We start from the raw sequence: 12,464 nt of genomic DNA, 5'->3' as shown, positions 1-12,464 counted from the left end.
GGTGAAGGAACTCGTCCGCCCGCCCCGACTCGCCCCCGGCGCCCGGGTCGCCGTCGTCGCGCCCAGCGGGCCCGTGCCCGAGGAGCGACTGCAGGCGGGGCTCGACGTGCTGCGCGGCTGGGACCTCGACCCGGTCGTGGCACCCCATGTCCTCGACCGGCACGGCGAGTTCCCGTACCTGGCGGGCACGGACGCCGACCGGGCCGCCGACCTCCAGAGCGCCTGGTGCGACCCCGCCGTCGACGCGGTGCTGTGCGCGCGGGGCGGATACGGAGCGCAGCGGATCGTCGAGCTGCTCGACTGGGACGCTATGCGGGCGGCCGGGCCGAAGGCGCTGGTCGGCTTCAGCGACGTCACCGCGCTGCACGAGGCGTTCGCCGTGCGGCTCGGCCTGGTCACCCTGCACGGCCCGATGGCGGCGGGCATCGACTTCCTGAAGAACGCGCGGGCCCAGGAACACCTGCGCGCCACGCTCTTCGCCCCCGAGACGGTACGGGTCATCTCCTCGGGCGGCCGAGCCCTGGTGCCCGGCCGGGCGCGGGGCGTCCTCCTCGGCGGCTGTCTGTGCCTGCTCGCCGCCGAACGGGGCACCCCGCACGCCCGTGCCTCGGCGGACGGCGGCCTGCTCTGCCTGGAGGACGTGGGCGAGGAGACGTACCGCCTGGACCGTTATCTCACCCAACTCCTGCGCGCGGGCTGGCTGGAGGGGGTGCGGGGCGTGCTGCTCGGCTCGTGGGAGCAGTGCGGCCCGTACGACCGGGTGCGCGCCCTGCTGTCCGAGCGGCTCGGTGGACTGGGCGTCCCCGTCGTCGAGGAGTTCGGCTTCGGGCACTGTGAAGGGGCGCTCACGATCCCTTTCGGGGTCGCCGCGGAACTGGACGCGGAGGCGGGCACGGTCACACTCGACGAACCGGCGCTGCGGTGAGCCCGAGGACCGTGACAGGTTCGCCGTAGGGTGGCCGGATGCCGCACATCGCCTCCCGTTACCTCGCCGAGGGCCCCCGCGTGGGCATACGCCACTTCACCTACGAGGACGGCGCCGAGTTCGTCGCCCGTGCCCGTGAGAGCAGGGACCTGCACCGGCCGTGGCTCTTCCCGCCGGACACCGCCTCCGCGTACGCCGCCTACGCGGGACGGCTGATCGAGGACCCGACGAAGGCGGGGTTCCTCGTGTGCGAGAAGGGTGCGGGTGAGGACGCGAGTGAGGACGGCGGCGGGGCCGTCGCCGGGGCCATCGCCGGTTTCGTCAACATCAACAACATCGTCGAGGGTGCCTTCCTCAGCGGGGCCCTCGGTTACGGAGCCTTCGCGCACGCCGCCGGGCGGGGACTGATGCGCGAGGGGCTCGACCTCGTGGTGGGGTACGCGTTCGGGCCGATGCGGCTGCACCGGCTGGAGATCAACGTGCAGCCCGGCAACGCGGGCTCGATCGCCCTCGCCCGCTCGTGCGGTTTCCGGCTGGAGGGCTACTCGCCGAACATGCTCTGGATCGACGGTGCCTGGCGGGACCACGAGCGGTGGGCCGTCACCGCCGAGATGCGGGCTTGAAGTTGATCTTCATGGTGTCGAGGTCGGTGACGGTCGACTTCAGCTCGCCGAAGCCGTACCCGAGCCCCTTCAGGGTGGTCTCGGCCCGGTCCTCAGCGATCGCGGCGGCCATCTCCTCGCCGTCCGCCGCGTCCGACACGACGACGTACCGCATCGAGAAGTGCTTCAGCGGCGACGGCTCGTACGACAGCGAGCCCTCCTCGGTGAACCGCATGCTGGTCAGCCCGTGGTCGCCGGCCTCGGCGAGCAGCCGGGCGCGGGCCTGTTCGGTGAGGCCGTCCCAGGTCCCCCGGACGATCACCCGGTAGGTGTGCCGCTCGCTCACGTGTCCGTCCTCCGTGCGTGCTGGATGTCCCGCGAGGCCAGACTCTACGTCGACGAGGGGGCACCGCATGCGGAATTTCGTCGTGCGGACCGGGCCCAGGAAAGGAATGGACGGGGTGATGCTCGGGCTTGTAGCGGATTCCGCGCACGCCTATCTGCTGGGCATCCCGCAGCCGGTCATCGTTCAGCTGCTCGAGGAACATGCGATCCAACTGGGCGCGCAGGTCCGGCGCGGTTGCGCGGTGGCCGGTTTCGAGCAGGACGACGAGGGTGTGACCGTCCAGCTGGCCGACGGCGAACAGCTGCGTTCGCGGTATCTCGTCGGTTGTGACGGCGGCCGCAGTACGGTGCGCAAACTGCTCGGCGTCGGCTTCCCCGGTGAGCCCTCGCGGACCGAGACGCTGATGGGCGAGATGGAAGTGGGCGTGCCGCAGGAGGAGGTCGCCGCCAAGGTGGCCGAAATCGGCGAGACCAACAAGCGCTTCTGGCTCAGGCCCTTCGGCGAAGGGGCATATAGCGTCGTAGTCCCCGCCGCGGGAGTCAGCGATCGCGCGGAAGCACCCACCCTCGAGGATTTCAAACAACAGCTGCGCGCCGTCGCCGGAACCGATTTCGGCGTGCACTCCCCGCGCTGGTTGTCCCGCTTCGGGGATGCCACCCGGCTGGCCGAACGCTATCGGGTCGGGCGGGTGCTGCTGGCCGGCGATGCGGCACACGTCCATCCACCCACCGGCGGACAGGGCCTCAACCTGGGCGTTCAGGACGCATTCAACCTCGGCTGGAAACTGGCCGCACAGATCCGCGGCTGGGCGCCGAAAACACTGCTGGACACCTACCAGGCCGAACGCCATCCGGTCGCCGAGGACGTGCTGGACAACACCCGCGCCCAGATGGAACTGCTGTCCACCGAACCGGGCCCGCGGGCCGTGCGCAGGCTGCTCACCGAACTGCTGGACTTCGACGAGGTGAACCGCCGTCTGATCGAGAAGATCACCGCGATCGGCATCCGCTACGACTTCGGCGAAGGCCCCGACCTGCTCGGCCGCCGCCTGCGCGACATCGACGTGAAACAGGGCCGCCTCTACGGTCTGCTGCACCGCGGCCGCGGCCTGCTGCTGGACCGCACCGAACGCCTGACCGTCGGCGGCTGGTCGGACCGGGTCGATCACCTCGCGGATCCCACTGCGGTACTCGATGTTCCGTGCGTCCTGCTACGCCCCGACGGCCACGTCGCCTGGATCGGCGACGATCAGCAGGACCTGGACGACCACCTCTCCCGCTGGTTCGGCAAGCCCGCCGACTGATTTCGCCTGCGACACGCCTTAGGCGCGGCGTCTGTCGACGTACTCGTAGATCGTGCCGTCCGGGTGGCGGGCGATCAGGTTGCGGCCCACCGGGGTGGGGACCGGGCCCGCGATGACGTCGGCGCCCAGTTCGGTGAGGGTCTTGTGTGCCTCGTCGACGTCCGACACGGCGATCGTCGCGGCGACCTTGCGCAGCACCTCCAGCTCGGCCTCCGGTCCGCTCATCAAGAGGAAGAAGCCGAGCGCGGCGACCTGCACGCCGCCGCGTTCGAAGCGGAGGGCCTCGCTGCCCACGAGCCGTTCGTAGAAGGGGATCGCGGACTCGAGGTCGTCTACGCAGATGCGCAGCGTGGCTCCCAGAATGTCCATGGAAGGAGCCTAGTTGGTCCGCCGGAGGAGGAGATCGTTTCCGGCGTTTCCGGGGCACCGCGATCGTCTCGACAGGCGTTACGCGGCTGTCACCGGGGGTACCCGGCGGCCATGGACCGCATGGATCACCTGGAGCATCTGGACAAGCATCTGGTCGACGAACTGGCGCAGGTGGCGCGCGAGACCATCCGCGAGGAACTGCGCGAGCAGACCCGCAGGCAGCGCCGCAAGGCCACGCTGTACGCGGCGTCCGGGGCCGTCGCCCTGTACGCGGGCGCGGCGCTCGCCCTCGCCGTGGGACTCGCCCTCGCCATCGGCCTGCCGGACTGGGCGGCAGCGCTGATCACCGCGGTGATCCTGGGCGTGGCGGCCTACCTGCTGCGCGGCGCCGCCCACCCGCACGGGTCCGGGTCGACGCCCGGGCACGAGGCCGAGCACGCCGCCGGCCACGGACGCACCATCGGCGGCACCCCGCCGGTCGCGCCCCCGGGCGGACTGGGCCTGCCGTACCCGCCGATGCCGCCCGTCGCGCCCGGCAACGCGCCCGGCAACCCCGGCAGGTACGGGCCCGCGGCGCCCCGCCAGGACGACATCGACCCCGAGTCGCCCCAGCACCGGGCGTGATGCCGCATGCGTACGTCCATGACACGGCCGCTGACGAAGGGGCGCAGGGCCGTAGTGGTGACCGGCGCCAGCGGAGGCGTCGGCCGGGCGACGGCTCTGGCGTTCGCCGCGCGGGGCGACCGGGTCGCACTCCTGGCGCGGGGACGCGAGGGCCTCGCCGCGACGGCCGACGAGGTGCAGCGGGCCGGAGGTGAGGCGCTCGTCGTCAGCGTCGACATGGCCGACGCCAAGGCGGTCGACGACGCGGCCCAGCAGGTGGCCGACGCGTTCGGCCGCATCGACGTGTGGGTCAACAACGCCTTCGCCGGGGTCTTCGCGCCCTTCACCGAGATCAACCCGGACGAGTTCCGCCGGGTGACGGAAGTGACGTACCTGGGCTACGTCTTCGGGACGCGGGCCGCGCTGCGGCACATGCTGCGACGCGACCGGGGCACCATCGTGCAGGTCGGCTCCGCGCTGGCGTACCGCGGGGTGCCGCTGCAGTCGGCCTACTGCGGGGCCAAGCACGCGATCCAGGGCTTCAACGAGTCGCTGCGGTGCGAGTTGCTGCACGCCAAGAGCCGGGTCCGTACGACGATGGTGCAGCTGCCGGCCGTCAACACCCCCCAGTTCGAGTGGGTGTTGAACCGGATGCCGGGGCGGGCGCGGCCGGTGGCCCCGGTGTATCAGCCGGAGGTCGCGGCGCGGGCGATCGTGCATGCCGCTGCGCACGGGCGGCGGCGGGAGTACTGGGTCGGCGGTTCCACGGCCGCCACGCTCGTCGCCAACGCGGTGGCGCCCGGGGTTCTGGACCGGTATCTGGGACGGACCGGGTTCGAGGCGCAGCAGGAGGAAGGAAGCCATGAGGGGCCCGGAAATCTGTGGAGCCCCGCCGACGGTCCGCACGGGCATGACTTCGGGGCGCACGGGCGCTTCGACGGGGAGTCCGTGTCCGGGAGTCCGCAGGAGTGGGCCTCGCTGAACCGCGGGCGTGTGGGGATGGGTCTGCTGGTCGGCGGGCTGGGCGCCGCGGTCACCGCCGGGCTGCGCCGTCGCGGCTGGGCGCCGCTGCGGCGGACGTAAGAGCTGCGGCGTACATGAGGGGTGGTCGGATGGCCAGCCCCTCATAAGACACCCGGAAAGGTAAGACACCCGGAAAAGACACCCGGCAGCTAGGGTCTTTCGTTTGGATCAGGCCGGATCAGGGAGCGGAGTCCGGTGCCGTGCGTCGCAAGGCGGAGGAGGGCGGCAGGGCGGAGCCCTGCCGACCGACGACAACGCGGCGAGGCGCGGTGCCGGACCCCGCGAGCCCGGCGTGGTCCAAACGAGAGGCCCTAAGCCACCCTGTACTCCTCCACGTCCTCCGTCCTCAGCGTCAGGCCGTGGCCCAAGCCCTCCACGGGCCGTACCGTGCCGCCCGTCGGGTCCAAGGCGCCGTCGAAGAAGAGGGACTCGATGCGGACGTGGTCGTGGAACCACTCGAGGTGGCGGACGTTGGGGAGGGCGGCGGACGCGGCGGCGTGGACGTGGGGGGCGCAGTGGGCGGAGATCTCCAGGCCGTGGGCCTGGGCGAGGGCGGCCGCGCGGAGGTACTCCGTCAGGCCGCCGCAGCGGGTCGCGTCGACCTGGAGGCAGTCCACCGCGCCGGCGGCGATCATGCGGGCGAAGTAGGGCAGGTCGTAGCCGTACTCCCCGGCCGTGACGTCGCAGACCAGCGCGTCCCGGACCAGGCGCAGCCCCGTCAGGTCGTCGGAGGACACCGGCTCCTCGAACCAGCCCACCCCCTGCTCGGCGAGGGCGTGACCGACACGGACCGCCTGCTTGCGGGTGTAGGCGCCGTTGGCGTCGACGTACAGCTCCGCCTCGGGGCCGATCACCTCGCGGGCCGCGTGGACCCGGGCCAGATCGCGCTCCACCGCGCGCCCCCAGCCCTCACCGATCTTGATCTTCACGCGGGGGATGTGCTGACCGTGCACCCAGCCGCCCAGTTGGGCCGCCAGATGCGTGTCGTGGTAGGTCGTGAAGCCGCCGCTGCCGTACACCGGGACCTCCTCGCGGGCCACGCCCAGCAGACGGGCCAGCGGGAGTTCCAGGAGACGGGCCTTGAGGTCCCACAGGGCGATGTCGAGGGCCGAGATCGCGCAGGCGGCGATGCCTGGTCGGCCCGCGTTGCGGACCGACCGGCACAGCGCCTCGTGCACCGCCGGGACGTCCAGGGCGTCCCGCCCCTCGATCAGCGGGGCGAGGTGCTCCTCCAGGAACTCGCCGACCGCCGCCGGGCCGTACGTCCAGCCGGTGCCCGTCGCGTCGCCCGCCGTCACCTCGGCGAGGACCACGGTCGTGGAGTCCCAGGCCAGCGTGCCGTCCGCCTCGGGGGCGTCCGTGGGCACCGTGTACACCGACACGGCGGGACGGTGGAGTCTCTGGCCGAGCGTCGAACCGAGCGTCATGCCGGTGTCCTGCCCCTCAGTGCCCGTTCGGCTGGAGCTGCGGCAGTACCTTCGTCCGGTAGAAGTCGAAGAAGCCGCGCTGGTCGGGGCCGATCTGGTTGACGTAGACCCGGTCGAAGCCCGCCTCCGCGAAGGCGTTCAGCGCGGCGACGTGCTCGTCGACGTCGTCCCCGCACACCGCCTTCTCGCGCACCATCTCCTCGGTGACCAGCGGCGCGAGCTGCTCGAAGTGCTTCGGCGAGGGCAGGATCTGGCCCATCTCACCGGGCAGGAACTGGTTGAACCACAGCCGCTGCACGGTCCGCACGGCCTCGTCGCGGTCGGTGCCGTAGCAGACCTTCGTCCCGCCGATCACCGGCTTGGTGCCCCCGCCGCCCTTGCGGAACTGCTCCACCATCGGCTGCTCGGGCATCATCGTGATGTAGCCGTCGCCGATGCGGGCCGCGAGCGAGGTCGCCGCCGGGCCGAAGCCGGAGATGTCGATCGGGACGGGCTCGTCGGGGACCGTGTACAGGCGGGCGTTCTCCACCGTGTAGTGGGTGCCGTGGTGGGTGACCTCCTCGCCCGTGAACAGTCGGCGCATGATCTGGATCGACTCCTCCAGCATCTCCAGACGGACGGTCGCGGGCGGCCACACATGGCCGAGGATGTGCTCGTTCAGCGCCTCGCCCGACCCCACGCCCAGGCGGAAACGGCCGTTCGTCATCACCGCGCTGGTCGCTGCGGCCTGCGCCACCACCGCCGGGTGGATCCGGACCGTCGGGCAGGTGACCGCCGTCTCGATCGGCAGCGACACCGCCTCCGAGATCGCCCCGATCACCGACCACACGAAGGGGCTCTGCCCCTGCGCGTCGTTCCACGGGTGGTAGTGGTCGGAGATCCACAGCGACTGGAATCCGGCCTGCTCGGCCATCCTCGCCTGCTCGACGAGATCCGCGGGGCCGAACTCCTCGCAGGACAGGAAATAGCCGTATTCGGGCATGGGGAATACCTCCATGTCGAAGGCGGGTCGGGACGCCGTCCGAGTTACCCGGCGGCCCGGCGGGAAACCAGCGGACGTTTGGGTGCCCTGGCCAGGGGGACGCGGAAAACCTCGTACGTGCCACTGCCGTACGCCCTCGTACGCGCCCACCGCCGGAGGCGAACCGTGAGTCGACCCCGCATCCTGATCGTCGGTGCCGGCTTCGCCGGGTACCGCACGGCCCGCACCCTGGCGCGGATGTCCCGGGGCAAGGCCGACATCACCCTGCTGAACCCGACGGACTACTTCCTGTACCTGCCCCTGCTGCCCCAGGTGGCCGCCGGCATCCTGGAGCCGCGGCGGGTCACCGTCTCCCTCTCCGGCACGCTGCCCCACGTACGGCTGGTGCTCGGCGAGGCCGACGGCATCGACCTCGACGGGCGCGCCGTGCACTACACCGACCCCGAGGGCGACGAGGGCACGCTGGAGTACGACCGGCTGGTGATCGCCGCCGGCAGCGTCAACAAGCTGCTGCCGATCCCCGGGGTCGCCGAGCACGCGCACGGCTTCCGTGGGCTGCCCGAGGCGCTGTACCTGCGCGACCACGTGACCCGGCAGGTGGAACTGGCCGCCGCCTCCGACGACCCCGAGAGCTGCGCCGCGCGGTGCACCTTCGTCGTGGTCGGCGCGGGCTACACCGGGACCGAGGTCGCCGCGCACGGAAAGCTGTTCACCGACGCGCAGGTCCGCAGGCACCCGCTGCGCCAGGGCATGCGGCCGCGCTGGATGCTGCTGGACATCGCGCCGCGCGTGCTGCCGGAGCTGGACGAGAGGCTGTCGCGCACCGCCGACCAGGTGCTGCGGGAGCGGGGCGTCGACGTGCGGATGGGGACCTCCGTGAAGGAGGCCACGCACGACGGGGTGCTGCTGACCGACGGCGAGTTCGTCCCCACGCGCACGGTCGTGTGGTGCGTGGGCGTACGGCCCGATCCGCTCGCGGAGTCGCTCGGGCTGCCCATGGAACGCGGCCGGCTGCTCGTCGACCCCTACCTCCAGGTGCCGGGGCGGCCGGAGGTGTTCGCTTGCGGGGACGCGGCCGCCGTGCCCGACCTGGACCAGCCCGGCCAGTACACGCCGATGACCGCGCAGCACGCCTGGCGGCACGGCAAGGTCTGCGCCGAGAACGTGGCCGCCTCGCTCGGCGTGGGGGAGCGGCGCCCGTACCGCCACAGCGACAAGGGGTTCGTGGTGGACCTCGGCGGGGCAAAGGCCGCCGCCAACCCGTTCGGCGTGGCCCTCTCCGGTCCGGCGGCCGGCCTCGTCACCCGCGGCTACCACCTCGCGGCGATGCCGGGCAACCGCGTCCGTGTCGTCGCCGACTGGCTCCTGGACGCGGTCCTGCCCCGCCAGGCCGTCCAGCTGGGCCTCGTACGGTCCTGGTCGGTCCCGCTCGACACGTCGTCACCTGAGCTGGCACGGGTGCCGGGCGGCCCGGAGGGGCGGAGGCAGGGAAAGCAGGAGGGGCCGGAGAAGCAGGAGAAGCACGGGAAGCAGGAAAGGCAACGTCAGAAGAAGGCGAAGGCGGGACCGGGCGCGGCGACGGAGGCGGACACGGGCGAGTCGGACAGTGACCAGTCGGCCGACAAACCGGCCCGGAGCCGGGTGGACCCGGAGCCGACGAAGAGCCCGTCGGGCAGTGAGTCCCCACGCGACCAGTCGGGCGCGGACCCCGCGAAGAACCGAGTCGCCCCGGAGCCCGCGAAGAACCAGCCCGGCGGCGAGTCCGCCAAGAACCAACCCGGCGGCGAGTCCGCCAAGAACCAACCCGGCGGCGAGCCCGCGAAGAACCAGCCCGGCGGTGAACCGGCCAAGAACCAGTCCCGCGGTCAGCCCGCCAAGAACCAACCCGCCCCCGCCCCCAACCGGCCCGAGTCGGCGGAGGAGCACCCCGCCCCGGGCCCCGTGAAGCGAACCGATACACCCGCGCAAGCGGAAGGAGACTCATGAACACCGGTGAACTCGTCGAACTGGGACAGCAGTTGCGCGTGGACAGTGTGCGGGCGGCCGCGGCAGCCGGGTCCGGGCATCCGACGTCCTCGATGTCCGCCGCGGACCTGATGGCCGTACTGCTCGCGAACCACTTCCGCTACGACTTCGACCGCCCCGCCCACCCCGCCAACGACCGCTTCGTCCTCTCCAAGGGACACGCCTCGCCGCTGCTGTACTCCGCGTACAAAGCGGCCGGCGCCATCGACGAGGACGAGCTGCTGACCACGTACCGCAAGCTGGGCAGCCGCCTCGAAGGGCACCCCACCCCGCAGCGGCTGCCGTGGGTCGAGACGGCCACCGGCTCGCTCGGCCAGGGCCTGCCCGTCGGCATCGGCATCGCGCTGGCCGGCAAGCGGCTGGACCGGGCCGACTACCGGGTGTGGGTGATGTGCGGCGACAGCGAGCTCGCCGAGGGCTCCGTGTGGGAGGCCGCCGAGCACGCGGGCCACGAACACCTCGACAACCTCACCGTGATCGTCGACGTCAACCGGCTCGGCCAGCGCGGACCGACCCGGCACGGCCACGACCTCGACGCCTACGCCCGCCGCTTCCAGGCGTTCGGCTGGCACACCGTCGAGATCGACGGCCACGACGTGGACGCCGTCGACCGCGCGTACGGCGAGGCCGCCTCCACCAAGGGCCAGCCGACGGCGATCCTAGCCCGCACTCTCAAGGGCAAGGGCGTGGCCGACGCCGAGGACCGTGAGGGCCTGCACGGCAAGCCGCTGAAGAACGCCGACGACGCGATCGAGGAGCTCGGCGGGATCCGCGACATCCGCGTCGAGGTGCACGAACCCCCGGCCGCCCGCCTGCTGCACGCGGTCCGCGCCGGACACGTGGAACTGCCCCGCTTCGACCCGGGGGACTCCGAGAAGGGTGTCGCCACCCGCAACGCCTTCGGCCAGGCGCTCGCCGCGCTCGGCAGCGGCCGCGGCGACGTCGTCGCCCTGGACGGCGAGGTCGGCGACTCCACCCGCGCGGAGTTCTTCGCCAAGGAACACCCCGAGCGCTACTTCGAGTGCTACATCGCCGAGCAGCAGCTCGTCGCCACCGCCGTCGGCCTGTCGACGCGCGGCTGGGTGCCGTACGCCTCGACGTTCGCGGCGTTCCTCACGCGCGCGTACGACTTCGTGCGCATGGCCTCCATCAGCGGCGCCGGAATCAACCTGGTCGGCTCCCACGCGGGTGTCGCCATCGGACAGGACGGGCCCTCCCAGATGGGCCTGGAGGACCTGGCGATGTTCCGCGCGGTGCACGGCTCGACCGTGCTGTACCCCTGCGACGCCAACCAGACCGCCCGCCTGGTCGAGGCGATGGCGGACCTGGAGGGCATCCGTTACCTGCGCACCTCGCGGGGCGAGAGCCCGGTGATCTACGGCCCCGAGGAGGAGTTCCCGATCGGCGGCAGCAAGGTGCTGCGCTCCTCCGACCAGGACCGGCTGACCGTCGTCGCGGCGGGCGTCACCCTGCACGAGGCGCTTGCCGCCGCCGACACGCTGGAGCGCGAGGGCATCCGGGTGAGGGTCGTCGACCTGTACTCGGTCAAGCCCGTCGACCGGGCCACCTTGCGCAAGGCGGCCGAGGACACCGGCTGCCTGCTCACCGTGGAGGACCACCACGAGGAGGGCGGCATCGGGGACGCCGTACTCGACGCGTTCCTCGACGGGCGTCCCGTACCGCGCCTGGTACGGCTCGCTGTCCGTACGATGCCGGGCTCGGCGTCCCCGGACGAGCAGCTGCATGCCGCGGGCATCGACGCCGAGTCGATCGCGGCAGCCGGCCGGCTGCTGGTGGAGCAGGCGATCGTGCCGTGAGCGAGGGCGTCACGCGGACCGTGCGGGCGGGCCGCCGCTCGGTGGAGGTGCACCGGCCCGACAAGGTGCTCTTCCCCGGTGGCGGGGGCGCCAAGGAGTACACCAAGGGCGACCTCGTCGACTACTACCGGGCCGTCGCCCCGTTCATGCTGCCGCACCTGCGGGGCCGTCCGCTGATGCTGGAGCGGCACCCGGACGGCATCGACGGCCCCCGCTTCATGCAGAAGAACACCCCGGAGAACTACCCGGAGTGGATCACCCGTGTCGAGGTGCCCAAGGAGGGCGGCACCGTCTGCCACACCGTCTGCGACGACACCGCCACCCTCCTCTACCTCGCCGACCAGGCCAGCCTCACCCTGCACCGCTGGCTGTCCCGCGTCGACGTTCCCCACTCTCGACTTCGCTCGAGCGGGGGGAACCCCACCGACCGGCCCGACCGGCTGGTCTTCGACCTCGACCCGGCCGGGGACGACTTCCCAGCGGTGCGCGAGGCGGCCCGGCTGCTGCGTGAGCTGCTCGACGAGCTGAAGCTGCCCTCGGCGCCGATGACCACCGGCTCGCGCGGACTGCACATCGTGGTGCCCCTCAACGGCCGCCACGACTTCGACGAGGTGCGCGCGTTCGCCCGGGACACCGCCGACATCCTCGCCGCCGCCCACCCCGACCGGCTCACCACGGCCGCCCGCAAGAAGGAGCGCGGCGAGCGGCTCTACCTCGACGTGCAGCGCAACGCCTACGCGCAGACGGCGGTCGCGCCCTTCGCGGTGCGCGCCCGGCCCGGCGCACCCGTGGCCACCCCCATCTCCTGGCCCCAGCTGGACGACCCGGAGCTCGACGCGCGCAGCTTCAGCGTCGCCGACGCCGTCGACCAGGCCCGCACCAACCCCTGGGCCGACACGATGCGGACCGGCCGGGCACTGGGACCGGCGCGCCGCAGACTCAACAAATTGCGTGGCTGAACCACCTACCGGGCGGGACGTGCCTGGAACGCGTCCCGTCTCCGACGCATGCGCTCCTGAAGGTTTGGCCAATGGCCAAGCGG

General features: G+C 72.2%; 12 protein-coding genes. 8 read left to right on the top strand and 4 right to left on the bottom strand.

Going from position 1 to position 12,464, the window contains the following annotated elements; translation table 11 throughout:
- Window position 1: 1 nt before the first annotated feature.
- Both AC067M_RS19355 and AC067M_RS19350 read left to right on the top strand, forming a co-directional pair.
- Window positions 2-925 carry a S66 peptidase family protein gene (locus AC067M_RS19355; RefSeq protein ID WP_478698198.1) on the top strand — a complete coding sequence of 308 codons (924 nt, stop codon included), beginning with the start codon at window positions 2-4 and terminating at the stop codon, window positions 923-925.
- A gap of 38 nt (window positions 926-963) precedes the next feature.
- Window positions 964-1,548, top strand: coding sequence for a GNAT family N-acetyltransferase (locus AC067M_RS19350; RefSeq protein ID WP_478698197.1), 585 nt, complete (start codon window positions 964-966; stop codon window positions 1,546-1,548).
- On the opposite strand, the gene AC067M_RS19345 is transcribed toward AC067M_RS19350, so the two are convergent.
- A complete protein-coding gene (locus AC067M_RS19345; protein WP_478698196.1) occupies window positions 1,526-1,873 on the bottom strand; it encodes a DUF6204 family protein in 348 nt (115 codons plus the stop codon). The two genes, AC067M_RS19350 and AC067M_RS19345, sit on opposite strands and share 23 nt — an antisense overlap.
- A gap of 106 nt (window positions 1,874-1,979) precedes the next feature.
- On the opposite strand from AC067M_RS19345, the gene AC067M_RS19340 reads away from it, so the two are divergent.
- A complete protein-coding gene (locus AC067M_RS19340; protein WP_478698229.1) occupies window positions 1,980-3,176 on the top strand; it encodes an FAD-dependent monooxygenase in 1,197 nt (398 codons plus the stop codon).
- Between the two features lie 18 nt (window positions 3,177-3,194).
- Here the strand turns inward: AC067M_RS19340 and AC067M_RS19335 are convergent, their stop codons facing one another.
- Window positions 3,195-3,545, bottom strand: a complete 351-nt coding sequence (locus AC067M_RS19335; RefSeq protein WP_393618229.1) for a VOC family protein — start codon at window positions 3,543-3,545, stop codon at window positions 3,195-3,197.
- A 111-nt stretch (window positions 3,546-3,656) separates the two neighbouring features.
- Here AC067M_RS19335 and AC067M_RS19330 point away from each other — a divergent pair, with 111 nt between their 5' ends.
- Both AC067M_RS19330 and AC067M_RS19325 read left to right on the top strand, forming a co-directional pair.
- A complete protein-coding gene (locus tag AC067M_RS19330) occupies window positions 3,657-4,169 on the top strand; it encodes a phage holin family protein (RefSeq protein ID WP_478698195.1) in 513 nt (170 codons plus the stop codon).
- An 18-nt stretch (window positions 4,170-4,187) separates the two neighbouring features.
- Window positions 4,188-5,231, top strand: coding sequence for an SDR family oxidoreductase (locus tag AC067M_RS19325; protein ID WP_478698194.1), 1,044 nt, complete (start codon window positions 4,188-4,190; stop codon window positions 5,229-5,231).
- Window positions 5,232-5,482: 251 nt separating this feature from the next.
- Here AC067M_RS19325 and AC067M_RS19320 read toward each other — a convergent pair whose 3' ends face one another.
- Entirely contained in the window at window positions 5,483-6,598 is a 1,116-nt protein-coding gene (locus AC067M_RS19320; RefSeq protein WP_478698193.1) for an enolase C-terminal domain-like protein, read from the bottom strand.
- A gap of 16 nt (window positions 6,599-6,614) precedes the next feature.
- Window positions 6,615-7,580: an LLM class F420-dependent oxidoreductase gene (locus AC067M_RS19315; RefSeq protein ID WP_478698192.1), complete on the bottom strand. Its 966-nt coding sequence runs from the start codon at window positions 7,578-7,580 to the stop codon at window positions 6,615-6,617.
- 165 nt (window positions 7,581-7,745) lie between these two features.
- Between AC067M_RS19315 and AC067M_RS19310 the strand changes: the two genes are divergently transcribed.
- Genes AC067M_RS19310 through ligD form a run of 3 tightly spaced genes read left to right on the top strand, consistent with a single transcriptional unit; the run spans window position 7,746 to window position 12,381 of the window.
- Window positions 7,746-9,566: an FAD-dependent oxidoreductase gene (locus AC067M_RS19310; protein ID WP_478698191.1), complete on the top strand. Its 1,821-nt coding sequence runs from the start codon at window positions 7,746-7,748 to the stop codon at window positions 9,564-9,566.
- The gene (locus AC067M_RS19305) at window positions 9,563-11,422 is read left to right on the top strand and encodes a transketolase (RefSeq protein WP_478698190.1); all 1,860 of its coding nucleotides are present in this window, start codon (window positions 9,563-9,565) and stop codon (window positions 11,420-11,422) included. Before AC067M_RS19310 ends, AC067M_RS19305 begins: the two co-directional genes overlap by 4 nt.
- Entirely contained in the window at window positions 11,419-12,381 is a 963-nt protein-coding gene (ligD, locus tag AC067M_RS19300; protein ID WP_478698189.1) for a non-homologous end-joining DNA ligase, read from the top strand. The genes AC067M_RS19305 and ligD overlap by 4 nt, the downstream gene beginning before the upstream one ends.
- The last annotated feature ends 83 nt before the right edge of the window (window positions 12,382-12,464 follow it).

This window comes from Streptomyces sp. NPDC043427 (assembly GCF_056436655.1).
Note: the sequence above shows the minus strand (reverse complement) of the source record. Positions and strands in the feature narration are given on the sequence as shown.

Coding starts and splice junctions, on each gene's coding strand:
- AC067M_RS19350 (WP_478698197.1), top strand. CDS start 964: ATGCCGCACATCGCCTCCCGTTACCTCGCCGAGGGCCCCCGCGTGGGC.
- AC067M_RS19340 (WP_478698229.1), top strand. CDS start 1,980: ATGGACGGGGTGATGCTCGGGCTTGTAGCGGATTCCGCGCACGCCTAT.
- AC067M_RS19335 (WP_393618229.1), bottom strand. CDS start 3,545: ATGGACATTCTGGGAGCCACGCTGCGCATCTGCGTAGACGACCTCGAG.
- AC067M_RS19330 (WP_478698195.1), top strand. CDS start 3,657: ATGGACCGCATGGATCACCTGGAGCATCTGGACAAGCATCTGGTCGAC.
- AC067M_RS19325 (WP_478698194.1), top strand. CDS start 4,188: ATGACACGGCCGCTGACGAAGGGGCGCAGGGCCGTAGTGGTGACCGGC.
- AC067M_RS19320 (WP_478698193.1), bottom strand. CDS start 6,598: ATGACGCTCGGTTCGACGCTCGGCCAGAGACTCCACCGTCCCGCCGTG.
- AC067M_RS19315 (WP_478698192.1), bottom strand. CDS start 7,580: ATGCCCGAATACGGCTATTTCCTGTCCTGCGAGGAGTTCGGCCCCGCG.
- AC067M_RS19305 (WP_478698190.1), top strand. CDS start 9,563: ATGAACACCGGTGAACTCGTCGAACTGGGACAGCAGTTGCGCGTGGAC.